Raw genomic sequence first — 22,001 nt, 5'->3', positions numbered from 1 at the left:
GATGAAACTCCGCAAGGGCGTCGTCGTGGCCGCCTCGGCCGCACTGCTCCTCGCCGCCGGCTGCAGCGGCACCGGCCAGGCCCCGTCCGCCGAGAGCGCGGGCGGCGGTGGCGGTACCTACGGGTACAACTTCACCGTCGTCACGCACGGCGCCGCGGGTGACACGTTCTGGGACGTCGTGAAGAAGGGCGCCGAGCAGGCCGGCACCGACGAGGGCGTCACGGTGACCTACCGCGACAGCAACGGCGACCCGGCCCGGCAGTCGCAGCTCATCGACGCCGCCGTGAACGAGGGCGTCGACGGCATCGTGGTCTCGATGGCCAACCCGGACGCGCTCCGGTCGTCGATCGAGGCCGCGGAGGCCAAGGGCATCCCGGTCATCACGATCAACTCCGGGCAGGACCGGTCGGCGGAGTTCGGCGCGCTCGCGCACGTCGGCCAGGACGAGGGCATCGCCGGGCGCGGGGCCGGCGAGCAGATGGCGGCGGCCGGCGTCACCAAGGCGCTGTGCGTCATCCAGGAGGCCGGCAACATCGGTCTCGAGCAGCGCTGCGCGGGCTTCGCGGAGGGCCTCGGCGGCTCGGTGGAGAACCTGCAGGTCGAGAACAGCAACCCGACGGGCGCGCAGGCGACCATCCGGGCCAAGCTGCAGTCCGACCCGTCGATCAACGGCGTCCTCACGCTCGGCCCGGTCATCGGCGCCGTCGCGATCAACGCCGTCGCCGAGTCCGGCTCGGCCGCACAGCTCGCCACGTTCGACCTCAACGGCGACGTCACCCAGGCGATCGCCGACGGCAAGATGCTCTTCGCCGTGGACCAGCAGCAGTACACGCAGGGCTACCTGCCGATCGTGATGCTGACGCTGTACAAGTCCAACCTCAACACCATCGGCGGCGGACAGCCGGTCCTCACCGGACCCGGCTACGTCACGCGCGAGAACGCCGCTCAGGTCCAGGACCTGGCCACGCAGGGCACCCGCTAGCAGGCCTCCGGAGGGGGCCGGATCGCTCCGGCCCCCTCCCCTGGAACCCGGAGCACACTCATGACCACGACCTTGAACCCGACCCCGCCCGCCCCGCCCGACACCGACGAGCGGGTGGCCCGCGTCGGGCTGCTGCGGCGGCTCGTCCTGCGCCCCGAGATCGGCTCGCTGATCGGCGCGGTGATCCTGTTCGTGCTGTTCGCGGTGTCCTCGACGCAGTTCTGGTCACTCGCCGGCATCTCGAACTGGCTCGACCCCGCGTCGCTGTTCGGCATCATGGCCGTCGCGGTGGCGATGCTGATGATCGGCGGCCACTTCGACCTGTCCGCGGGCGTCCTGACCGGCACCGCCGGCCTCGCGACCGCCGTGATGACCACCCAGTGGGGCCTCAACATCTGGGTCGCGCTGCTCGTGTCGCTGGTGGTCTGCCTGGGCGTCGGGTTCGTCAACGGCTACCTCGTGACGCGCACCGGCCTGCCGAGCTTCATCATCACCCTCGCCACCTTCCTCATGCTGCAGGGACTCAACCTCGCCGTCACGAAGCTCATCACCGGCACGGTGTCGGTGGGCGGCATGGCGCAGGTGCCGTTCTTCGAGAGCGTCCGGCCGCTGTTCGCCAGCCGGATCAACGTGTTCGGCGTCGACTTCAAGATCCAGATCGTGTGGTGGGTCGTGATCGTCGCGATCGGCGCGTGGGTGCTCGCCAAGACCCGGTTCGGCAACTGGACCTTCGCCGTCGGCGGGGACCCGGTGGCCAGCCGCAACGTCGGCGTCCCCGACAAGCGCACCACGATCACGCTGTTCATGGGCGTCGGGGCGTGCGCGTGGCTCGTCGGCTCGCTCAAGCTCATGGAGCAGACCTCGGTGCAGACCAGCCAGGGCTTCGGCGAGGAGCTGATCTACATCGTCGCCGCGGTGATCGGCGGCTGCCTGCTCACCGGCGGGTACGGGTCGGTGATCGGCGCCGCCATCGGCGCGCTGATCTTCGGCATGACCAGTCAGGGCATCGTGTACGCGGGCCTCGACAGCGACTGGTTCAAGTTCTTCCTCGGGGCGATGCTGCTGCTCGCGGTGCTCGCCAACCAGTACGTCCGCCGGTACGCCGAGCGGAGCGGGAGGTAGCGATGAGCACCGCAGAAGCCGAGACGCCACTGCTGGAGATCCGCGGCGTCACCAAGCTGTTCGGCAGCGTGATCGCACTGCAGGACATCTCCACCAAGGTCGGCGCGGCCGCCGTCACCTGCGTGCTGGGCGACAACGGCGCCGGCAAGTCGACCCTGATCAAGATCTTCGCCGGGGTGCACCGGCACGACGGCGGCGACTTCCTGCTGGAGGGGGAGCCGGTCTCGTTCACCTCGCCCCGCGAGGCCCTCGACGCCGGGATCGCCACCGTCTACCAGGACCTCGCGGTCGTGAAGCTGATGCCGGTGTGGCGCAACTTCTTCCTCGGGTCCGAGCTCCGCAAGGGCTGGGGGCCGCTGGCCCGGCTCGACACCGACGCGATGCGGAAGATCGCCAAGGCCGAGCTGCTCGCCATGGGCATCGACCTGCGCGACATCGACCAGCCGATCGGCACCCTGTCCGGCGGCGAGCGGCAGTGCGTCGCGATCGCCCGCGCGGTGTACTTCGGCGCGAAGGTGCTCATCCTGGACGAGCCCACCGCGGCGCTGGGCGTCAAGCAGGCCGGCGTGGTGCTCAAGTACGTCATCCAGGCGCGCGAGCGCGGGCTGGGCGTCATCTTCATCACCCACAACCCGCACCACGCCTACCCCGTCGGCGACCGGTTCATGTTGCTCAAGCGGGGACGCAGCCTCGGGGACTTCGCCAAGAGCGAGATCACCCGCGACGAGCTGACCGGGCTGATGGCGGGCGGCGCCGAGCTGGAGGCCCTGAGCCACGAGCTGCAGCAGGGCGGTGGCGCCGCCGCGGAGGCGGCCCAGCAGATCGAGGCCGAGGCACAGGACCTGGCCATCCCGTCCGGGGTCGCCGGCATCCCGTCGACGACCTGAGCGTCGACCACCTGAGCGCGAGAGGAACGCGGTGAGCATCAACGTCGGCGTCATCGGCGTGGGCATGATCGGGCAGGACCACGTCCGCCGGTTGACCCACGTCCTGTCGGGGGCCCGCGTGGCGGCGGTCACCGACGTCGACCTCGACCGGGCCCGGGCGGTCGCCCGCGACCTCCCGGGCGCGGTGCTCCACCCGACCGGGGCCGCGCTCGTCGCGGACCCCGGGGTGGACGCCGTCGTCGTGACGTCCTGGGGCCCGACGCACGAGGAGTACGTACTCGCGTGCGTCGCCGCGGGCAAGCAGGTGTTCTGCGAGAAGCCGCTGGCCCCCACCCGGGTGGCCTGCGAGCGGATCGTCGACGCCGAGACCGCCGCGGGGCGCCGGCTGGTGATGGTCGGGTTCATGCGCCGCTACGACGCGCAGTACCGGGCGATGAAGGAGATCGTCGCCGGAGGGGGGATCGGGCTCCCGCTGCTCATGCACGCGGCGCACCGCAACCCGTCGGTGCCGGACTTCTTCACCAGCGACATGATCATCAACGACTCCGCCGTGCACGACATCGACGTGGCGCGGTGGATGTTCGACGAGGAGGTCGCGGCGGTCACGGTGCTCAAGCCGCGGACCTCGCGCAAGGCGAAGGCGGGGTTCCACGACCCGCTGCTCGTGCTGCTGGAGACGGTCAGCGGCGTGCTCGTCGACGTCGAGGCATCGGTGAACGCCGGGTTCGCCTACGACATCCGCGGCGAGGTGGTGTGCGAGGACGGCACCGTCGCGCTGTCGGAGTCGGCGGGCGCGGTCGTCAAGCGGGCCGGGACGTACTCCGGTCGCGTGCCCGCCGACTGGCAGGAGCGGTTCGTGCGCGCGTTCGACGCCGAGCTGCAGTGCTGGGTCGACGCGGTCGCGGCCGATCGCAGCACCGGCCCGTCCGCGTGGGACGGGTACGCGGCCACGGTCGTCTGCGAGACGGGGCTGGCCGCGCTGCGCTCCGGCGCGCGCGAGCCCGTCGTGCTGCGGGAGCGGCCGGACCTCTACGGGAGCGCGGCATGAGCCGGGTCGGGGTGGGGCTGGCCGGGCTGGGCCGGATGGGGCGGATCCACGCCGCCGCGCTGGCCGGGCGGTGCTCGGTCGCGCAGCTCGCGTGCGTCTACGACCCGGTCCCGGCGGCCGCGGAGGCCGCCGGAACGGAGTTCGACGTGCCGTGGACGGCGTCCTACGACGAGCTGCTCGACCGGGTCGGGGCCGTCGCGATCGCCTCCCCCACCGGCACGCACGCCCCCCTCACGGTGCAGGCGGCCGCAGCGGGAGCACACGTGTTCTGCGAGAAGCCGATCTCGCTGGACCGGGCGACGACGGTCGCGACGCTGGAGGCCGTCGAGGCGGCCGGGACCGTCTTCCAGGTGGGGTTCCACCGCCGCAGCGACCCCGACTGGGTCGCCGCCGCGGCCCGGATCCACGCCGGTGAGCTGGGCGAGGTCACGCTGTTCCGCACCTCGCTGCGCGACATGACCCCACCGGACCCCGCGTTCCTGTCCGGCTCCGGCGGATTCTTCCTCGACATGGTGGTGCACGACCTCGACGTCGCCCGCTGGCTCGTCGGCGAGGTCGTGGAGGTGCACGCACACGGTGCCGCCTCCGACCCGGCGTTCGCCGCACTCGGCGACATCGACACCGCCGTGACCGTGCTGCGGTTCGCGAACGGCGCGCTCGGCGTGATCGACAACAGCCGCAGCGCCCGCTACGGCTACGAGTGCTCCACCGAGGTCATGGGCACCCTCGCCACCGCCCGGATCGACGCCCCGCACGTCCACGGCGTCGAGTGGCGGACGCCGGGGCTCGCCTCGCGCGACCTCGCGCGCGACTTCGAGGAGCGCTACCCCTGGGCGTACGCCGCGGAGCTGGACGCGTTCGCGCGCGCCGTCCGCGACGGCACCCCACCCCCCGTCACCGGTCGCGACGCGCTCGCCGCGTTCGACCTCGCACTGGCCGCCGACGAGTCCTGGAGGACCGGCGCACCGGTACGCACGAAGGAGAACGCATGAAGATCGCCGGAGCCCCCATCTCGTGGGGCGTCTGCGAGGTCCCCGGCTGGGGCTTCCAGCTCCCGCCGTCCCGGGTGCTGGCCGAGATGCAGGAGGTCGGACTCGCGGCCACCGAGTTCGGGCCCGAGGGCTTCCTGCCCGAGGACCCCCGCGACGTGCTCGCGCAGCACGGGCTGCAGGCCATCGGCGGGTTCACCCCGCTGCTGCTGCACGTCGCGGAGCACGACCCGGTGCCCGAGGTGGAGAAGCTGCTCGCCACCTACGCCGCCACCGGCTCCGACACCCTCGTGCTGTCCGCGATCAGCGGCCTCGACGGCTACGACACCCGCCCGACGCTCGACGACGCCGGCTGGCGGACGCTGCTCGGCAACCTCGACCGCCTCGCCGGGGTCGCCGCCGCGCACGACGTCCGCGCGGTGCTGCACCCGCACGTCGGCACGATGGTGGAGAACACCGACGACGTGCAGCGCGTGCTCGACGGCTCCGCGATCGCGCTGTGCCTCGACACCGGGCACCTGCTCATCGGCGGCACCGACCCGGTCGCGCTGACCCGCCAGGCCCCGGAGCGGATCGCGCACACCCACATCAAGGACGTCGACGCACGCCTCGCGAAGCAGGTGCAGGGCGGGCGGCTCACCTACACCGAGGCCGTGCGGGAGGGCATGTACCGCCCGGTCGGGCACGGCGACGTCGACTTCTCCGCGATCGTCGGCGACCTGCGCGACCACGGCTACACGGGCTGGTACGTCCTGGAGCAGGACACGATCCTCACCGGGGAGCCGGCGGGCGAGGGCCCGCTGGCCGACGTCCGCACGAGCGTCGACGCGCTGCGTGCGATCCTCGCGGGGTGAGCGGGCCACTGCGCATCGGGATCCTGGGAGCGGCACGCATCACCGGTGGGGCGCTCGTCGAGCCGGCGCGGGAGACGGGTGACCGGCTCGTCGCCGTCGCGGCCCGCGACCGCAGCCGTGCCGAGGCGTTCGCCGCGGAGCACGGCGTCGAGCGGGTCGTCGGCTCCTACGCCGACGTGCTCGCCGACCCCGAGGTCGAGATCGTCTACAACCCGCTGGCGAACGCTCTGCACGGCCCGTGGAACCTCGCGGCCGTCGAGGCGGGCAAGCACGTGCTGAGCGAGAAGCCGTTCGCGGGCAACGCCGCCGAGGCCCGGGAGGTGCGCGACGCCGCAGCGGCAGCGGGCGTCGTGGTGCTGGAGGCGTTCCACCACGTCCACCACCCGGTGCTGCGCCGGCTCCACGAGCTCGTCGCGTCCGGGGAGCTGGGGGCGCTGCGCCGCGTCGAGGCCCGGTTCACGATGCCCGCCCCGCCCGACGACGACCCGCGCTGGCGGCTCGACCTCGCCGGCGGGGCCCTGATGGACCTCGGCTGCTACCCGCTGCGGTGCCTGCGCTCGTTCGCGGAGCGGGTGGGCGGGGAGCCGTCGGTCGTGTCGGCCACCGCGGACGAGCGGGCCGGGCACCCGGGCGTCGACGAGCGGGTCACCGCGCAGCTCGCGTTCCCCTCCGGCGCGACCGGAGAGGCGCACTGCGACATGGCGTCGGACGATTGGAGCATCACGTGCCGGGTCGTCGGCGAGGACGGCGAGGCGACGGCGATGAACGTGGTGCTCCCCCAGCGCGACGACCGGATCGTCGTGCACGGTCCCGACGGGGAGCGCACCGAGCACCTGGGCACCCGCTCGACCTACCTGTACCAGCTGGAGGCGGTGCGGGCGCACCTGCACGACGGGGCGCCGTTCCCCGCCGGGGCCGACGACGCCGTCGCGACGGCGGAGCTGATCGACGCGGTCTACACCGCGGCCGGGCTGCCGGTCCGGCCCAGCATGTCGAGGTAGTGCACGTTCGTCATCACGCCGAGGACGTTGCCGAAGGGGTCGACGACCGAGGCGGTGACGAACCCGTCGCCGCGCACCTGGACCGGCAGGTACTCGGTGGCCCCGAGGCCGATCAGGCGGGCGACGGTGCCGTCGAGGTCGTCGACGGCCCAGTGCATGATCGCCCCGCCCGGGAGGTCACCGGCCGGCGGGCGGTACGCGCTGCTGATGATCCCGAACTCGGCCTCCAGGTCGCCGATCCGGAACTCGATGTAGGCGGGTCGCCCGTCGGGGCCGGGGCGCTCGAAGTAGGGCTGCGCCCCGAACACCTCGGCGTACCAGCGGGCGGCCGCAGCGACGTCGTCGGCGAAGAAGTTGAGGGTGGCGAATCCGCGGAACGTGGTCATGGGGACCATCCTGCCGCCTGAAGTGCTCACCCTCTGAGCACTTTCCCTGGAACACTCCAGGCATGCGTGCGGACCGGCTCGTCGCCGTCCTCCTGCTGATGCAGGCCCGCGGCCGGGTGACCGCCGCGCAGGTCGCGGCCGAGCTGGAGGTCTCCGTCGCCACGGCCCGGCGCGACCTGGAGGCGCTGTCGACGGCGGGGATCCCGGTCTACCCGCAGGCCGGGCGCGGTGGCGGCTGGTCGCTGCTGGGCGGCGCCCGCACCGACCTGACGGGCCTGTCCGCCCCGGAGGCGCGGGCCCTGTTCCTGCTGCTCGGCCCGGCCGCCGCCGCGGCCCCGGAGGCCCGCTCGGCGCTGCGGAAGCTGACCCGCGCGCTGCCGGAGGTGTTCCGCGCGGAGGCGGCGGCCGCGGCCGACTCCGTGGTCGTCGACCCCACCGGCTGGGGCGGGCGCGACGACGACCGGCCGCCCCTCGTCGAGCTGCTGCAGACCGCGGTGGTGCGGCGCCGCCGCGTGCGGCTGCGCTACGCCGGGCGGACCAGGGAGCCCACGGAACGGCTCGTCGACCCGTGGGGCCTCGTCGACAAGGACGGCACCTGGTACCTGATCGCGGGCACCGACGCCGGGCAGCGGACGTTCCGGATCGACCGGGTCGTCGACGCCGAGGTCACCGACCTCGTCGCGGACCGCCCCGACGGGTTCGCGCTGGCCAGGGCGTGGGAGCAGGTCGTCGACGAGGTGGAGGCGCGGCGCGGGCGGCTCACCGCGACGGTGGTGATCGAGACCCGCTTCGTGCCGATCCTGCGCACCCACTTCGGGCGGCACTGCGACGCCGGCCCGGCCGGTGCGGACGGCCGTTCGCAGGTGCGCGTCGGCGCCCCGACCGCGCTCGACATCGCCCGCACCCTCGCCGGGTGGGGTGCGGCGGTGGAGGTGCTCGACCCGCCGGAGGTCCGCGCCGAGCTCGCCCGGATCGGCACCGAGCTGGCCGCCCGCTACGCCTGAACCGCGCCGGTCGTGCCGCGCACCACCAGCCGCGGCCGCAGCACCCGCTCCACCACGTCGGTGCGGTCGCCGTCGAGCCGCTCCAGCACGGCGTCGACGGCGATCCGCGCCTGCTCGGGGGCGTCCTGGCTGACGGTGGTGAGCCGCACGTGGGCCAGCCGGGACAGCTCGGCGTCGTCGTAGCCGACCACCGAGACGTCGCCGGGCACCCGGACCCCGGCCCGGACGAACACGTCGAGCAGGCCCAGTGCGCTGCGGTCGTTGGCGGCGACCACCGCGGTCGGCAGGCCCGCGTCCAGCAGCACGCGGGCCGACCGGGCCCCCGCCCCCTCGCTGTCGCCGCCGGGCACGATCCGCGGTTCCAGGCCGTGCCTGCTCATCGCGGCGGTGAAGCCCTCGCGGCGCTCCCGGGCCATCTCGGCCCGCCCGCCGTCGACGTGCACGATGGCGCGGTGGCCGAGCCCGACGAGGTGGTCGACGGCCTGGCCGATCCCGTCGGCGTCGGCGACCCGCACGACGTCGAAGCCGTCCGGGGGGAGCCGCCGCCCGATCACCACGGTCGGGACCCGCTCCCCCAGCACGGCCAGCTGGGCGGGTGACAGGCCGGGGGCGAGCAACAGGACGGCCTCGCAGCGCAGGTCGAGCAGGGTGTCGACGACGCGCTGCTCGTCGTGGGTGCGGGTGATGCCGCTCAGCGCCACGGTGTAGCCGCGCGCGTCGGCGGCGAGCTGCACCTCCTCGGCCAGCTCGGTGCGGAACGCGTCGCGCAGCAGTACCGGGACGCCGAGCACGTGGGTGCGCCGCCGCGCCAGCAGGCTCGCGCTGCGGTCGGCGCGGTAGCCGAGCCGGGCCGCGGCCTCCAGCACGCGCTCCCGGGTCTCCGCGCTCGGGCCCGCGACGCCGCGCAGCACGAGCGACACCGACGCCGTGGACACCCCGACGGCGGCCGCGACGTCCTCCAGCCGCGGCCTCTTGACAGCTCCGGTCACGTCGCGGATCGTACACAGCGATCGTTAAAGCGCTTTAAAGGAGTGGCCCATGGGTGCGCCCGTCCTCGACGACCTCGTCGCGGTCCTCGCCGACCGCACCGACCCGCGCGCCTACCCGCACGCCGACGCCGTGGAGCAGGAGGTGCTGGTCTACTCCGCCGACGGCGTCCGCGCCGCGCCGCCGTCGGAGCTGGTGCGGGCGTTCGCCGACGGCCCCGGCGTGGTCGTCGTGCGCGGGGCGCTGGAGCGGGCCGTGGTCGGCTGGGTCACCGCCGAGTTCGACGCGATGGTCGCCGAGCAGCACGCGGCCGGGCGGCAAGTGGGCGACCACTTCGCGGCCGTGGACGTGAACGGTCGCGGCACCAACGACCGGGTCTGGAACGCGCTGGAGAAGCTCGCCGTCCGTGCCCCGGCCGCGTTCGTCGACTACTACGCCTCCGACGTCCTCGCGCTCGTCGCACTGGCCTGGCTCGGGCCGGGCTACCAGGTGACCTCGCAGGTCAACGTCGTGCACCCGGGCGGCACGGCGCAGGTCGGGCACCGCGACTACCACCTGGGCTTCCTGCCCCCGACCGAGATCGTGCGCTACCCCGCGCACGTGCACCGCCTGTCCCCCGTGCTCACGCTGCAGGGGGCCGTCGCGCACGCCGACATGCCGGTGGAGTCCGGGCCCACGCTGTATCTGCCGCACTCGCAGAAGTACGGCGACGGCTACCTGGCCACGGCGCTGCCGGAGTTCGCGGAGTACTTCGAGCGCCAGCACGTGCAGCTGCCGCTCGCCGTCGGCGACGCCGCGTTCTTCAACCCCGCGGTGATCCACGGCGCGGGCCGCAACCGCAGCTCCGACGTGCGGCGCACCGCCAACCTGCTGCAGGTCAGCTCGGCGTTCGGGCGGGCGATGGAGTCGGTCGACCGGGCCCGGGTCTGCCGCGCGGTGTACCCGCACCTGCGTCCGGGCCACGAGCACGCGATCTCCGCCGCGGCCGAGGGCTACGCCTTCCCGACCAACCTCGACCGCGACCCGCCGGTCGACGGCCTCGCCCCGCCCACCCAGGCCGACCTGGTGCGCCGCGCGGTCGCGCAGCGCTGGACCGCCGAGGCGTTCGACGCCGCCCTCACCGACCACACGACACGACGGGACACGCACTGATGGGACTGCTGGACGGGACGGTGCTGCTGGTCAGCGGTGGCACGCAGGGGGTCGGGGCCGGTGTCGCCCGGGCCGCGGTGCGGGAGGGCGCGCAGGTCACGATCAGCGGCCGCCGCGCCGACGTCGGGGAGAAGGCGGCCGCCGACATCGGCGCGCGGTTCGTCGCCGCCGACGTCGCCGACCCGGAGCAGGCACTCGCGTCCGTCGCCGCGGTGATCGCCGAGCACGGGCGGATCGACGCGCTGGTCAACGCGGCCGGGCTCACCGACCGCGGCACCCTGCTCGACACCACCCCGGAGCTGTTCGACCGGCACGTCGCGGTCAACCTGCGCGGCCCGTTCTTCACCATGCAGGCGGCGGTCGCCGACATGGTGGGCCGCGGCGCGCCGGGGTCGGTCGTCAACGTCATCTCGTCCTCCGAGCTGGGCGGGCAGCCGTTCCTCGCGCCCTACGTCGCGGCGAAGGCCGGCCTCGCCGGGCTCACCCGCAACGCCGCGCACGCCCACTGCTTCGACCGGGTGCGGATCAACGGCCTCGACATCGGCTGGACCGACACCGAGGGTGAGGACGCCACCCAGCGCGCCTTCCACGACGCCGACGACGCGTGGCGGTCCGACGCGGCCGCTCGGCTGCCGATGGGCAAGCTCGGCCAGGTCGACGAGATCGCCGACTTCGTGGTGTTCCTGCTGTCGCCGCGCAGCGGCGTCGTCACCGGTTCCGTCATCGACTGGGACCAGAACGTCCTGGGAGGACTGGACTGATGCGACTCGGACTCATCGGACTGGGGCGCATCGGCGCCTTCCACGCCCGCACGCTGGCCGCGCTGGACGCGGTCGACTCGCTCGTCGTCACCGACGCGGTGCCCGCCGTCACGGCTGCGGTGGCCGCGGAGGTCGGCGCGGAGGCCGCCGACTCCCCGGAGAAGCTGCTCGCCGCGGGCGTCGACGGGGTGCTCATCGCCGCCGCCACCGACGCCCACCCGGTGCTGCTGCGCGCCGCCGTCGCCGCCGGGCTGCCGGTGTTCTGCGAGAAGCCGCTGGCCGCGGGCCTGGCCGACGCCCGGGCCACCGCGGGGTCCGTGCGCGGAGCGCGGGTGCAGATCGGCTACCCCCGCCGTTTCGACGCCGCGTTCCTCGCCGTGCGCGCCGCCGTCGCGGCCGGGGAGCTGGGGCGCGTGCACACCGTCCGCTCCACCACGCTCGACCCGGCGCCGCCGCCGCGCGCCTACCTCGCCGGGTCCGGCGGGCTGTTCCGCGACTGCACCGTGCACGACCTCGACGCCGTCCGCTGGGTCACCGGGCAGGAGATCGTCGAGGTCTACGCCACCGGCTCCGACCGCGGCGACGCGATGTTCGGCGAGCTGGGCGACGTCGACGCCGCCGCGCTGATCCTGACGATGGCCGACGGGTCGCTCGGGGTCATCTCCAACAGCCGCTACAACGCCCGCGGCTACGACGTGCGCCTGGAGGTGCACGGCGCGGGAGACAGCGCCGCCGCCGGGCTCGACGACGGCCTGCCGATCCGGCCGCTGGGCCCCGGCGCGCTCGATGTCGACGGGCCGGCGCACACGTTCTTCATGGACCGGCTCGCGTCGGCGTTCCGGGCCGAGCTGGCCGCGTTCGTCGAAATGGTGGCCGGGACCCGGGAGTCGCCGTGCACCGTCGACGACGCGCTGGCCGTGGCCGTCGCGGCCGAGGCGGCCACGATCTCGCTGCGCGAGCACCGCCCGGTGCGGATCGACGAGGTGTGAGACTCAGACGAAGGCGGAGTGCCCGGTGATCGCCCGGCCCACGACGAGGGTGTTGATCTGCTTGGTGCCCTCGAAGGAGTACAGCGCCTCGGCGTCGGCGAAGAACTTGCCGACGCCGTAGTCGAGCACCACCCCGTTGCCGCCGACGACCTCGCGCGCGAGCGCGACCGTCTCCCGCATCCTGGTGGTGCAGTACTCCTTGGCCAGCGCCGCGTGCTCGTCGCGCGCCTCCCCCGCCTCCTGCATCTCGGCCAGGCGCACGGCCATGCCGAGCGAGGCGGTGATGTTGCCGAGCATCCGCACGAGCAGGTCCTGCACCAGCTGGAACCCGGCGATCGGACGGCCGAACTGCTCGCGCTCCTGCGAGTAGGCCAGCGCCAGCTCGTAGGCGGCCATCATCGTGCCGGTGGAGCCCCAGGCCACGCCGCCGCGGGTGCGGCGGAGCACCTTGTTGGTGTCGGCGAACGAGTGCGCCTCCTGCAGGCGGTCGGCCTCGGGCACGCGGCAGCCGCTGAGCACGATGTCGGCGTTCTGCACCGTGCGCAGGGCGATCTTGTTCTCCATCTTCGTGGTGGTCATGCCGGGGTTGTCCTGCTCCACCACGAAGCCCTTCACGGAGTCGTCGGAGACGTCGCGGGCCCAGATCACCACCAGGTCGGCGAACGTCCCGTTGCCGATCCAGCGCTTCTCGCCGTCGATGACCCACTCGTCACCCTCGCGGCGGGCCGTCGTCTCCAGCCCCCGCGCGACGTCGGACCCACCGTGCGGCTCCGTCAGCCCGAACGCACCGATCTTCTCCATCCGGCCCATCGCGGGGAGCCAGCGCTCGCGCTGCTCGGGCGAGCCGCACAGGTCGATGCTGCCCATCGCGAGGCCGTTGTGGATGCCGAAGAAGCTGTTCATCGACGGGTCGGTGTGCGCGATCTCCATCGAGACGAACCCGATCAGCTGCCGGCGCGCGGCCGGTCCGTCGAGCCCCTCGTAGGGCAGCGCCGCGATGTCCAGCCCCGCGAACCCGGGGATCAGGTGGTGCGGGAACTCCGCCTTCGTCCAGTGCTCCAGCGCGACGGGCGCGACCTCCTCCGCCAGGAACGCGCGCACCCGGCCGAGGACCTCGCGCTCGTCGTCGGTGAGGGCGTCGGCGAAGCGGAAGAAGTCACCGGGCAGCGGGTCGACGGTCATCGCACCAGCGTGGCACCGCGGACGTCTCCCCGCCCGGTCTGCATTGCGGCCGGGAAACGGCCGCTTTCGCCGATACCGTCATCTACGACTGGCGGGCGCAGGAGGCGCGGCTCAACGCGTTCCCGCAGTTCACGACGGAGATCGACGGCGACACCGTGCACTTCCTGCACGTCCGCTCGGCCGAGCCCGGCGCTGCGGCGCTCGTGCTCACCCACGGCTGGCCCGGCTCGATCGTCGAGTTCCTCGACGTCATCGGCCCGCTGACCGATCCGGCCGCGCACGGCGGCGACCTCGGCTCCGTGATCTCCCGCGAGCTGGGGGTGGTCGACCCGGAGCACTGCGTGGCGCTGCACCTCACCCAGATCCTCTCCACCTCGGTCGCGGCCACCGACGGCGGTCATGTCGGTGCAGCCCGTGGCGATCGTCGACGACCTGCGCGCGGCCCTGCGCCCGCACCGGTGACGCGCGTCCTGTCGTCGCGGGAGCTGAACCGGGCCGCGCCGGCCCGCCGGCTCCTGGTCACGGCTGGGTGGACAGGACGCGGGCGGGTTCGATCCGGCGGCGGTCGGGGCGGCGCTGGATCCCACGCCGGCCGCACGCGGGTGATCGGGCAGGCCGATCACCTGCGCACGGCTTCGGCCCGGAGTCCCGCGGGGAACCCAGCTCCGGCCTCGTCGACGGCGTCGTGGCCGGGACCTGGAAGGCGGTGCGCCCGCGGCGCGGCCACCCTCACCGTCCGCACCTTCCGGGCCCTGTCCCCCGCCGAGCGTGGCGCGGTGGCGGCCGAGGGCGCGGCGCCGCTGACCTTCCTGCACCCCTCCGCCGCTGCCGACGAGCGGCTCACGGCCTGACACGGTGTTCGGCCACGGCGGCGCGGCGGGGCTCGTAGGATCGCGCGGGTGACCCTCCCCGACACCGCCCCGGCACCCCTGGACGTCCTGCGCCGGATCTTCGGCTACGACGCGTTCCGCGGGCCGCAGCAGGAGGTCGTCGAGCATGTCTGCGCGGGCGGCGACGCCCTCGTCCTCATGCCCACCGGCGGGGGCAAGTCGCTGTGCTACCAGGTCCCGTCGCTGGTCCGGCCGGGCACCGGCGTCGTGGTCTCCCCGCTGATCGCCCTCATGCAGGACCAGGTCGACGCGCTGCGTGCCCTCGGCGTCCGCGCCGGGTTCCTCAACTCCACCCAGAACCCCGACGAGCGCCGCGACACCGAACGCGCCTTCCTCGACGGCGAGCTCGACCTGCTCTACCTCGCGCCGGAGCGGCTGCGGGTGCCGTCCACGCTGTCGCTGCTCGGTCGCGGGACGATCGCTCTGTTCGCCATCGACGAGGCGCACTGCGTCGCACAGTGGGGCCACGACTTCCGGCCCGACTACCTCGCCCTGTCCGACCTGCACGAGCGCTGGCCCGACGTCCCCCGCATCGCGCTCACGGCCACCGCCACCGAGCACACGCGCACGGAGATCGCGCAGCGCCTGAACCTGGTCGACGCCAAGCAGGTGGTCGCGAGCTTCGACCGGCCCAACATCCAGTACCGGATCGCGCCGAAGAACGAGCCCCGCAAGCAGCTGCTCGACCTGCTGCGCACCGAGCACCCCGGTGACGCCGGCATCGTCTACTGCCTCTCCCGCAAGTCCGTGGAGCAGACCGCGGAGTTCCTGGTGGGTCAGGGCATCCCGGCGCTGCCCTACCACGCGGGGCTCGACGCGTCGGTCCGTGCGCGCAACCAGTCGCGGTTCCTGCGCGAGGAGGGCGTCGTGATGTGCGCGACGATCGCGTTCGGCATGGGCATCGACAAGCCCGACGTGCGGTTCGTCGCCCACCTCGACCTGCCCAAGTCGGTCGAGGGCTACTACCAGGAGACCGGGCGCGCGGGCCGCGACGGCCTCCCGTCCACCGCCTGGCTCGCCTACGGCCTGGCCGACGTCGTGCAGCAGCGCAAGATGATCGACGAGTCCGAGGGCGACCGCGCCCACAGGCAGCGTCTCGGCCAGCACCTCGACGCGATGCTCGCGCTGTGCGAGACGGTGCAGTGCCGGCGGGTGCGGCTGCTCGCCTACTTCGGCCAGACTCTGTCCGACGGATCCGGTGATCCGTGCGGCAACTGCGACACCTGCCTCACCCCGCCCGAGTCCTGGGACGGCACGATCCCCGCGCAGAAGATCCTCTCGACGGTGTGGCGGCTGAAGAAGGAGCGCAACCAGTCCTTCGGGGCCGGGCACCTGATCGACATCGTCACGGGCAAGCGCACCGCGAAGATCGAGCAGTTCGCCCACGACGAGCTGACGGTGTTCGGGGTGGGCGCCGACCTGTCCGACCCGGAGTGGCGCGCGGTCGTCCGGCAGCTGCTGGCCCAGGGCCTGCTGGCCGTCCAGGGCGCGTACCAGACCTTCGCGCTCACCGACGCCAGCGCCGAGGTGCTGCGCGGTGACCGCGAGGTGCCGATGCGGCGCGACCCGGTGAAGGCCACCCGCACCCGCTCCCGGTCCTCCCGCGAGGCCTCCACCCTCGCCCCCGAGCTGGCCCCGGTGTTCGAGCGCCTTCGGGCGTGGCGGGGCGCCACGGCGAAGGAGCAGGGCGTGCCCGCGTACGTGATCTTCCACAACGCCGTTCTGGAGGAGATCGCCACCCGCCGCCCCGACTCCCTCGCCGCCCTCGGCACCATCAGCGGGATCGGGGAGAACAAACTCGCGAAGTACGGCCAGGGCGTCCTCGACGCCCTGGCCGAGGTCTGACACCCGCCTCTCCCGGGGGCGACCACGTACGCCCGGCGGCGCTCACCCGGTGTGGCGCCGGATGATCGTGATCATCCGCGTGTCGCGGCTCTCCCGGCTGCCACGACGCACGACCCGCCGCGATCACCGGGCGGGGGCGGGCAGGGGATCCGGTGCTGCCATGCTCGGGCGATGAGGATCGTGGGGTGGGTCGCCGGGTGCGCCGCGACGGTGGTCCTGGCCGGGTGCGGTGTCGCCCCGGTTCCCGTACCGGCCGCCTCCACCTCCGCCGCCCCCACCTCGACCGCCGCCCCCACCTCGGCCGCCGCCCCGCTCACCCGCGGCGGTCCGGCCGCCACCACCAGCGCCACCCCGACACCGACTCCGACGGACGTCCCCGTCGTCGTCCTCGATCCCGGCCACAACGGGCGCAACGGCGCGAACCCGGAGGTGATCGAACGGCAGGTGCCGGACGGGCGCGGCGGCACCAAGGCGTGCAACACCACCGGCACCGGGACCGACGCCGGCTACCCCGAGCATGCGTTCACCTGGGACGTCTCGCAGCGGGTGCGGCCGGTGCTGGAGGCGGCGGGGGTACGGGTGGTCCTCACCCGCCCCGACGACGACGGCGTGGGCCCCTGCGTCGACGAGCGCGGCCGGGCGGGCGAGGCGGCCGACGCCGACGCGGTGGTCTCGATCCACGCCGACGGGTCGGCCGCGGGCGACAGCGGGTTCCACGTGGCCCTGTCCGACCCGCCGCTCAACGCCGCGCAGGGCACCCCGGCCCGGGACCTCGCCCTCGCCGTCCGCGACGCGATGCGCACCGCGGGCTTCCCCGACTCCGACTACATCGGCGACCAGGCCCTCTCCCCGCGTGGCGACCTCGGCGGCCTCAACCTCGCCACCCGCCCCACCGTCCTCGTCGAGTGCGCCAACATGCGCAACCCGGGCGAGGCCGCGCTGGTGTCGAGCGAGGCCGGACGGCAGCGCTACGCCGAGGCCGTCGCGGCCGGGGTGCTCGCCTTCCTGCGCTGAGGATCAGCCGTCGACGAGGCGGTGCAGCATCGCGGGCAGATCCCGCGCGTGCACCACCGCCAGGCGCTGGGTCGCACGGGTCAGGGCGACGTAGAGGTCGTTGGCCCCGCGCGGCGACTCGTCGAGGATCTCCGCGGGCTCCACCAGCACCACCGCGTCGAACTCCAGCCCCTTCGCCGACGAGATCGGCAGCACCACGACGGGCGACTCCAGGTCGACCGACGGGTCGGCCGGGCCGTCGGGGGTGTCGGGCCCCTGCTCGGGCTCCGCCGCCCCCAGCAGCCGCAGCCGCAGGTCCCGGACCCGCGCAGACGGCGCGAGCACCACCGTGCGCCCGTCGGGGACCGCGCCCGACTCCTCCGCGAGCACCTTCGCGACGACGTCGTCGAACCTGTCACCGGAGACCGGCACCGCGCGCGGCGGGACCCCCGTGCTGCGTACCGAACTCGGCGCCGCCAGCCCCGGCTCGATCACGGCGAGCACGTCGTCGGCGACGTCGGCGATCTCCGACGGCGTGCGGTAGTTCACGGTGAGCTGCTCCAGGCGCCACCGGTTCGCCACGTACGGCGAGAGCACCTGGCCCCAGGAGGACGCGCCGGCCAGGTCACCGGTCTGCGCGATGTCGCCGACCAGGGTCATCGAGCGGGTCGGGCAGCGCCGCATCACCAGCCGCCACGCCATCGCGGAGAGCTCCTGCGCCTCGTCGACGATGACGTGGCCGTAGGTCCACTCGCGGTCGGCCGCGGCCCGCTCGGCGGTGGAGTCGTAGCGGCGCACGGCCTGGCGCTCGGCGAGGCGGTCGGCGTCGACGACGTCACCGGCGCGCAGCAGCTCGTCGTCGAGGTCCTCCTCGAGGTCGAGTACGTCGAGCACCCCCTGCGCGTAGAGGATCTCCTCGCGCAGCGCGGCGGCCTCGCGTGCGGCCTGCTCGGCGCCGTCGTCGCCGAGCAGCTCGGCGGCCTCGTCGAGCAGCGGCACGTCGGCCGGGGTCCAGCGCAGGCCCGGCGGTACGTCGTCGGCGGGGACGGGCCGTTCCAGGCGCGCGCGGTCCTCGGCGGGGATACGGCGGGCCACCGAGTTGAGCCGGCGGGTGTCGGAGTAGAGGTCGGTGAGCAGCTGCTCGGCCGAGAGCGTGGGCCACAGGTCGTCGAGTGCCCTGGCCAGCTCGCGGCTCTCGGTGAGCTCCTCGCGGATGTCGGCGAGGTCGCCCGCGTCGAGGAACCGGGACGAGTTGAGCCCGGCGCCGCCCAGCCCGCGCGCGGCCTGCTCGGCCAGCAGCCGCACGGCCTCCTTGTGGAAGATCCGCTTCGCCTCGTTGTGCGGCTTGCGCGAGCGGCGGGCGCGGGTGCGCGCGGAGTTGGCGAGGTCGCGGTCGAGCCGGAGCTTCTGGCCCTCCACGTCGATCTCGACGGCCCGGCGCGGCACCTGCTGGCGGTCGCGCACCGCCGCGGCGACGACGGCGGCCATGTCGACGCGTCCCTTCACCTCCGCCGTGGCGGCGGGCTCCGGCCGCCGCGCGTCGAGGTTCGGGAACAGCTGCCCGACCGTGCCGAGCACGACGCTGGTCTCCCCCAGCGACGGGAGGACCTGCCCGATGTAGCGCAGGAACGTCGGGTTCGGCCCGACGACGAGCACGCCGCGCCGCGCCAGGCGGTCGCGGTGGGTGTAGAGCAGGTAGGCGGCGCGGTGCAGTGCGACCGCGGTCTTGCCGGTGCCCGGCCCGCCCTGCACCACCAGCACGCCCGACGGCTTGGAGCGGATGATCGCGTCCTGCTCGGACTGGATGGTGGCGACGATGTCGCCCATCCGCCCGGTCCGCCGCGCCCCGACCGCGGCGAGCAGCGCCGCCTCACTGGTGAGGCCGGAGGACTGGCTGCCCGCGTCGGCGTCGTCGAGGTCGAGCACCTCGTCGTCGATCGCGAGCAGCTCCCGGCGCCGGGTGCGCAGGTGCCTGCGCCGCCGCATGCCCTCCGGTGACGCGGCCGTGGCGGTGTAGAACGGCCGCGCCGCGGGCGCGCGCCAGTCCATCAGCAGCGGCTCGTAGTCGTTGTCCTCGTCGAGCAGGCCCAGGCGGCCGATGTAGCGGCGCTCCCCCGGCGTGCCGTCGCTCTCGTCGGCGGCGTCGAGGCGGCCGAACGCCAGCCCGTGCTCCGCGGCCCGCAGCGCGGCCAGCCGGTCGGTGTACATCGCCGCGGCCGCGTCGCGCTCGGTCAGTGCCTGCGGCGTGCCGACGGTCTCGTCGTGCAGCGCGTCGTGCAGCCGCTGCGCGGTCTCCGCCCGGCGGGCGTCGAGGCGGCCGTAGAGCATCCCCACGTACCGCCGCTCGTCGGCGATGCCGTCGTTCTCGGTACCGGGGAGCCCGGAGGACGTGCTGTCTGACACCGGCAGATCACCTTCACGGGCTCGAGAATCGGCGACTGTCCAAGCTACCAGCGCACCCTGACGCGCGTTTCCCGCGCCGGGTCCGCGGGTATGCCCCGTAGTGCCCGACCTTGAGGCCTCACGCGATTCCGAGTACGGCCACCTGGCCCCGCTGTTCGTCGAGTTCGCCGCGCTCCCGCCCGACCACCCCGACCGCGCCGCGCTGCGCTCCCGCCTCGTGACCGGGCACCTCCCGGTGGTCCGGCACATCGCCCGGCGCTTCTCCGGCCGCGGCGAGCCTTCCGACGACCTGGAGCAGGCCGGCACCATCGGTCTCCTGGGCGCCGTCGACCGCTTCGACCCCGCCCACGGCAGCGACTTCCTGTCCTACGCCGTGCCCACCATCACCGGGGAGATCCGCCGGCACTTCCGCGACCGCACCTGGGCGATGCGGGTGCCGCGCCGGCTCAAGGACCTCCAGGCGACGATCGCGGGGGCGGTCGGCCCGCTGAGCCAGGAGCTCGGCCGCGCCCCGCGCCCCAGCGAGATCGCCGCGCGCCTGGACATGCCGGTCGACCAGGTCCTGGAGGGCCTCGACGCCCAGCAGGCCTACCGCAACACCTCGCTCGACGAGCTGGTGGCCGGCGGCGAGACCCCGCTGGCCGACACCCTCGGCGCCATCGACGTCGACATGGCGACCGTCGAGTACCGCGAGACCCTCGGCCCGCTGCTGCAGGAGCTGCCGGAGCGGGAGCGGACGATCCTCGTGCTGCGGTTCTTCGGGAACATGACGCAGACACAGATCGCCGACCGCGTCGGGGTGTCGCAGATGCACGTGTCGCGGCTGCTCGCCCAGACCCTGCGACAGCTGCGGGAGAAGCTCAACGCGGCGGGCTGATCCCGTTGCGCCGCAACGGGACCGGCAGGACGAACCACAGTCCCGCCAGCACGACGCCGACGGCCGCCGCGGTCGGCACCGCGAAGCCCCGCCCGACGGCGACGTCGAGGACGAGCAGCACCGCGCCGCTCAGGGTCAGCGCCAGCGTCGCCAGACCGGCGAGGAACAGCCGCTGCCCGAGCGCGACCGTCGCCTGCTTCACGCCGTGCCCGAACGTGACCCGGTGCGCCGCCGCGGGCCCGACGAGCAGGCCGGCGGTGAGCACCGAGAGGAGCAGCGTCACGACGTAGGTCCAGCGCTGCACCTCGTCGATGCGCCCGAAGCGCTCGGTGAACGACAGCGACAGCAGGAACGCGAACAGGATCTGCACGCCGGTCTGCGCGACGCGCAGCTCCTGCAGCAGCTCCAGCATGTTGCGGTCGGCCCGCCGCAGCGGACCCTCGCCGCGCTCGTCGGGTTCGATCACCGGCGCAGGCTATCCGGCCAACGCGTCGACGACCGCCGCGGTGAACGCGGGCAGGTCGCCGGGGCTGCGGCTGGTGATCAGGTTGCCGTCCACCGACACCTCCTCGTCGACGACGGTCGCACCCGCGTTGCGCAGGTCGGTCCACACGCTCGGGAACGACGTGACCGTGCGGCCCTTCACCACCCCCGCGTCGATCAGGACCCACGGGGCGTGGCAGATGGCGGCGACGGGCTTCCCGGACTCCACGAACGCCTGCACGAAGTAGCGCACGTCGTCGTCGAGGCGGAGCTTGTCGCCGTTCACGGTGCCGCCGGGGACGATCAGCCCGTCGTAGTCGTCCACCGAGACCTGCGCCGCGACGCGGTCGACCGTGAACGTGTCGGCCGGCTCGATGTCGCCGTTCATGCCCTGGATCTCGCCGTCGGCGACCGAGACGAGTTGAACGACGGCCCCCTCGGCGAGCACCGCGTCACGCGGCGCCGTGAGTTCCACCTGCTCGACCCCGTCGGTGGCGAGCAGGGCGATCCGCTTGCCGTGCAACCTGTCAGTCATGCCCCGGGCTTACCCCCGCCGCGGCGGGGGTACTCGCAGCCCGTGAGTGACATCGAGGAAGGCGACCACGTCGCCTGGAGGACGCACGCCACGACGACCGAGGGCACCGTCGAGGAGGAGATCACCGACGACACCGAGGCGGCCGGGCGCACGGTGCGGGCCTCGGAGGACGACCCGCAGTACCTCGTGCGCAGCGACAGGTCCGGCAAGGACGCGGTGCACCGACCGGACGCCCTGGAGAAGACGGACTAGCTCACGACCGGGGTGTCGGCGTGCTCGCGGCACGTCGCCACCTCGGGCCGGGCCTCCAGACGCTCGTCGTCGATCGTGGTGCCGCAGACGGCGCAGGTCCCGTAGGTACCGTCCTCGACGCGCTCGAGCGCCTCCTGTACCAGTCGACGCTGGTCGGCGACGGTGTCGACGAGCAGCTCCGAGTCCATCGCCTCGGCGACCTCGGAGCCGTAGTCGCCGGGGTGCTGGCCGAGCGCACCCTCCTCGGTGTCCCCGGAGGTCTCCGCGCGGGTGCGCTCGGCGAAGCGGGCACGCTCGTCGAGCGACTCCAGCTCGGCGGTCAGGGTCGTGCGGGCGTGGTCGAGGTCCACGGTGGTTCCTTCCGGGTGGGGAGACATCA

General features: G+C 73.9%; 22 protein-coding genes and 1 pseudogene. 16 read left to right on the top strand and 7 right to left on the bottom strand.

Annotated features, from left to right (window positions below):
* Position 1 precedes the first annotated feature (1 nt).
* Genes I4I81_RS07400 through I4I81_RS07370 form a run of 7 tightly spaced genes read left to right on the top strand, consistent with a single transcriptional unit; the run spans position 2 to position 6,883 of the window.
* Complete coding sequence (locus I4I81_RS07400; RefSeq protein WP_218604737.1) at positions 2–982, top strand: sugar ABC transporter substrate-binding protein; 981 nt, start codon at positions 2–4, stop codon at positions 980–982.
* A 60-nt stretch (positions 983–1,042) separates the two neighbouring features.
* Positions 1,043–2,104: an ABC transporter permease gene (locus tag I4I81_RS07395; RefSeq protein ID WP_218615910.1), complete on the top strand. Its 1,062-nt coding sequence runs from the start codon at positions 1,043–1,045 to the stop codon at positions 2,102–2,104.
* 2 nt (positions 2,105–2,106) lie between these two features.
* Positions 2,107–2,991: an ATP-binding cassette domain-containing protein gene (locus I4I81_RS07390; protein WP_218603185.1), complete on the top strand. Its 885-nt coding sequence runs from the start codon at positions 2,107–2,109 to the stop codon at positions 2,989–2,991.
* A gap of 31 nt (positions 2,992–3,022) precedes the next feature.
* Positions 3,023–4,039, top strand: coding sequence for a Gfo/Idh/MocA family oxidoreductase (locus I4I81_RS07385; RefSeq protein ID WP_218603184.1), 1,017 nt, complete (start codon positions 3,023–3,025; stop codon positions 4,037–4,039).
* Positions 4,036–5,031, top strand: a complete 996-nt coding sequence (locus tag I4I81_RS07380) for a Gfo/Idh/MocA family protein (protein WP_218603183.1) — start codon at positions 4,036–4,038, stop codon at positions 5,029–5,031. Before I4I81_RS07385 ends, I4I81_RS07380 begins: the two co-directional genes overlap by 4 nt.
* Positions 5,028–5,882, top strand: a complete 855-nt coding sequence (locus tag I4I81_RS07375; protein WP_218603182.1) for a sugar phosphate isomerase/epimerase family protein — start codon at positions 5,028–5,030, stop codon at positions 5,880–5,882. Before I4I81_RS07380 ends, I4I81_RS07375 begins: the two co-directional genes overlap by 4 nt.
* Positions 5,879–6,883, top strand: coding sequence for a Gfo/Idh/MocA family protein (locus tag I4I81_RS07370; RefSeq protein WP_218603181.1), 1,005 nt, complete (start codon positions 5,879–5,881; stop codon positions 6,881–6,883). Before I4I81_RS07375 ends, I4I81_RS07370 begins: the two co-directional genes overlap by 4 nt.
* Here I4I81_RS07370 and I4I81_RS07365 read toward each other — a convergent pair.
* Positions 6,838–7,269, bottom strand: coding sequence for a VOC family protein (locus I4I81_RS07365; protein WP_218603180.1), 432 nt, complete (start codon positions 7,267–7,269; stop codon positions 6,838–6,840). The genes I4I81_RS07370 and I4I81_RS07365 overlap by 46 nt on opposite strands.
* Positions 7,270–7,331: 62 nt before the next feature.
* Here I4I81_RS07365 and I4I81_RS07360 point away from each other — a divergent pair, with 62 nt between their 5' ends.
* Positions 7,332–8,273: a helix-turn-helix transcriptional regulator gene (locus I4I81_RS07360; protein WP_218603179.1), complete on the top strand. Its 942-nt coding sequence runs from the start codon at positions 7,332–7,334 to the stop codon at positions 8,271–8,273.
* On the opposite strand, the gene I4I81_RS07355 is transcribed toward I4I81_RS07360, so the two are convergent.
* Entirely contained in the window at positions 8,264–9,262 is a 999-nt protein-coding gene (locus I4I81_RS07355; RefSeq protein ID WP_226363808.1) for a LacI family DNA-binding transcriptional regulator, read from the bottom strand. The genes I4I81_RS07360 and I4I81_RS07355 overlap by 10 nt on opposite strands.
* A gap of 49 nt (positions 9,263–9,311) precedes the next feature.
* Here I4I81_RS07355 and I4I81_RS07350 point away from each other — a divergent pair, with 49 nt between their 5' ends.
* From I4I81_RS07350 to I4I81_RS07340, 3 genes are read left to right on the top strand one after another with little or no spacing between them, the layout of a single operon-like run.
* On the top strand, positions 9,312–10,412 hold the full coding sequence (locus I4I81_RS07350) for a phytanoyl-CoA dioxygenase family protein (RefSeq protein ID WP_218603178.1): 1,101 nt from the start codon (positions 9,312–9,314) through the stop codon (positions 10,410–10,412).
* A complete protein-coding gene (locus I4I81_RS07345; RefSeq protein WP_218603177.1) occupies positions 10,412–11,173 on the top strand; it encodes an SDR family oxidoreductase in 762 nt (253 codons plus the stop codon). The genes I4I81_RS07350 and I4I81_RS07345 overlap by 1 nt, the downstream gene beginning before the upstream one ends.
* Positions 11,173–12,162: a Gfo/Idh/MocA family protein gene (locus I4I81_RS07340; protein WP_218603176.1), complete on the top strand. Its 990-nt coding sequence runs from the start codon at positions 11,173–11,175 to the stop codon at positions 12,160–12,162. Before I4I81_RS07345 ends, I4I81_RS07340 begins: the two co-directional genes overlap by 1 nt.
* A gap of 3 nt (positions 12,163–12,165) precedes the next feature.
* Here I4I81_RS07340 and I4I81_RS07335 read toward each other — a convergent pair whose 3' ends face one another.
* Positions 12,166–13,344, bottom strand: a complete 1,179-nt coding sequence (locus tag I4I81_RS07335; RefSeq protein WP_218603175.1) for an acyl-CoA dehydrogenase family protein — start codon at positions 13,342–13,344, stop codon at positions 12,166–12,168.
* Positions 13,345–13,427: 83 nt separating this feature from the next.
* Here I4I81_RS07335 and I4I81_RS07330 point away from each other — a divergent pair.
* From I4I81_RS07330 to I4I81_RS07320, 3 genes and pseudogenes are all read left to right on the top strand, one after another.
* A pseudogene (locus I4I81_RS07330) lies at positions 13,428–13,634 on the top strand (epoxide hydrolase N-terminal domain-containing protein); the annotation flags it as partial.
* Between the two features lie 609 nt (positions 13,635–14,243).
* Positions 14,244–16,079 carry a DNA helicase RecQ gene (gene recQ, locus I4I81_RS07325; protein WP_218615909.1) on the top strand — a complete coding sequence of 612 codons (1,836 nt, stop codon included), beginning with the start codon at positions 14,244–14,246 and terminating at the stop codon, positions 16,077–16,079.
* Positions 16,080–16,250: 171 nt separating this feature from the next.
* Positions 16,251–17,093, top strand: coding sequence for an N-acetylmuramoyl-L-alanine amidase (locus tag I4I81_RS07320; protein WP_218615908.1), 843 nt, complete (start codon positions 16,251–16,253; stop codon positions 17,091–17,093).
* A 3-nt stretch (positions 17,094–17,096) separates the two neighbouring features.
* Here I4I81_RS07320 and I4I81_RS07315 read toward each other — a convergent pair whose 3' ends face one another.
* Positions 17,097–19,475, bottom strand: a complete 2,379-nt coding sequence (locus I4I81_RS07315) for a HelD family protein (protein WP_504739663.1) — start codon at positions 19,473–19,475, stop codon at positions 17,097–17,099.
* Between the two features lie 100 nt (positions 19,476–19,575).
* On the opposite strand from I4I81_RS07315, the gene I4I81_RS07310 reads away from it, so the two are divergent.
* Positions 19,576–20,352 carry an RNA polymerase sigma factor SigF gene (locus tag I4I81_RS07310; protein ID WP_218604512.1) on the top strand — a complete coding sequence of 259 codons (777 nt, stop codon included), beginning with the start codon at positions 19,576–19,578 and terminating at the stop codon, positions 20,350–20,352.
* On the opposite strand, the gene I4I81_RS07305 is transcribed toward I4I81_RS07310, so the two are convergent.
* Positions 20,336–20,818 (bottom strand): DUF6328 family protein, encoded by a 483-nt coding sequence (locus I4I81_RS07305; RefSeq protein ID WP_218604511.1) that lies wholly within the window; start codon positions 20,816–20,818, stop codon positions 20,336–20,338. The genes I4I81_RS07310 and I4I81_RS07305 overlap by 17 nt on opposite strands.
* Before the next feature lie 9 nt (positions 20,819–20,827).
* On the bottom strand, positions 20,828–21,370 hold the full coding sequence (locus I4I81_RS07300) for a type 1 glutamine amidotransferase domain-containing protein (RefSeq protein ID WP_218604510.1): 543 nt from the start codon (positions 21,368–21,370) through the stop codon (positions 20,828–20,830).
* 42 nt (positions 21,371–21,412) lie between these two features.
* Here I4I81_RS07300 and I4I81_RS07295 point away from each other — a divergent pair, with 42 nt between their 5' ends.
* A complete protein-coding gene (locus I4I81_RS07295; RefSeq protein WP_218604509.1) occupies positions 21,413–21,622 on the top strand; it encodes a hypervirulence associated TUDOR domain-containing protein in 210 nt (69 codons plus the stop codon).
* Here the strand turns inward: I4I81_RS07295 and I4I81_RS07290 are convergent.
* Entirely contained in the window at positions 21,619–21,972 is a 354-nt protein-coding gene (locus tag I4I81_RS07290) for a TraR/DksA family transcriptional regulator (RefSeq protein ID WP_218604508.1), read from the bottom strand. The two genes, I4I81_RS07295 and I4I81_RS07290, sit on opposite strands and share 4 nt — an antisense overlap.
* Positions 21,973–22,001 lie beyond the last annotated feature (29 nt).

This window comes from Pseudonocardia abyssalis (assembly GCF_019263705.2).
GTDB lineage: Bacteria > Actinomycetota > Actinomycetes > Mycobacteriales > Pseudonocardiaceae > Pseudonocardia > Pseudonocardia abyssalis.
Note: the sequence above shows the minus strand (reverse complement) of the source record. Positions and strands in the feature narration are given on the sequence as shown.

Excerpts from the sequence above, each read along its gene's own strand:
- I4I81_RS07400 (WP_218604737.1), top strand. The coding sequence starts at position 2 with ATGAAACTCCGCAAGGGCGTCGTCGTGGCCGCCTCGGCCGCACTGCTC.
- I4I81_RS07395 (WP_218615910.1), top strand. The coding sequence starts at position 1,043 with ATGACCACGACCTTGAACCCGACCCCGCCCGCCCCGCCCGACACCGAC.
- I4I81_RS07390 (WP_218603185.1), top strand. The coding sequence starts at position 2,107 with ATGAGCACCGCAGAAGCCGAGACGCCACTGCTGGAGATCCGCGGCGTC.
- I4I81_RS07380 (WP_218603183.1), top strand. The coding sequence starts at position 4,036 with ATGAGCCGGGTCGGGGTGGGGCTGGCCGGGCTGGGCCGGATGGGGCGG.
- I4I81_RS07375 (WP_218603182.1), top strand. The coding sequence starts at position 5,028 with ATGAAGATCGCCGGAGCCCCCATCTCGTGGGGCGTCTGCGAGGTCCCC.
- I4I81_RS07365 (WP_218603180.1), bottom strand. The coding sequence starts at position 7,269 with ATGACCACGTTCCGCGGATTCGCCACCCTCAACTTCTTCGCCGACGAC.
- I4I81_RS07360 (WP_218603179.1), top strand. The coding sequence starts at position 7,332 with ATGCGTGCGGACCGGCTCGTCGCCGTCCTCCTGCTGATGCAGGCCCGC.
- I4I81_RS07350 (WP_218603178.1), top strand. The coding sequence starts at position 9,312 with ATGGGTGCGCCCGTCCTCGACGACCTCGTCGCGGTCCTCGCCGACCGC.
- I4I81_RS07345 (WP_218603177.1), top strand. The coding sequence starts at position 10,412 with ATGGGACTGCTGGACGGGACGGTGCTGCTGGTCAGCGGTGGCACGCAG.
- I4I81_RS07340 (WP_218603176.1), top strand. The coding sequence starts at position 11,173 with ATGCGACTCGGACTCATCGGACTGGGGCGCATCGGCGCCTTCCACGCC.
- I4I81_RS07335 (WP_218603175.1), bottom strand. The coding sequence starts at position 13,344 with ATGACCGTCGACCCGCTGCCCGGTGACTTCTTCCGCTTCGCCGACGCC.
- I4I81_RS07320 (WP_218615908.1), top strand. The coding sequence starts at position 16,251 with ATGAGGATCGTGGGGTGGGTCGCCGGGTGCGCCGCGACGGTGGTCCTG.
- I4I81_RS07300 (WP_218604510.1), bottom strand. The coding sequence starts at position 21,370 with ATGACTGACAGGTTGCACGGCAAGCGGATCGCCCTGCTCGCCACCGAC.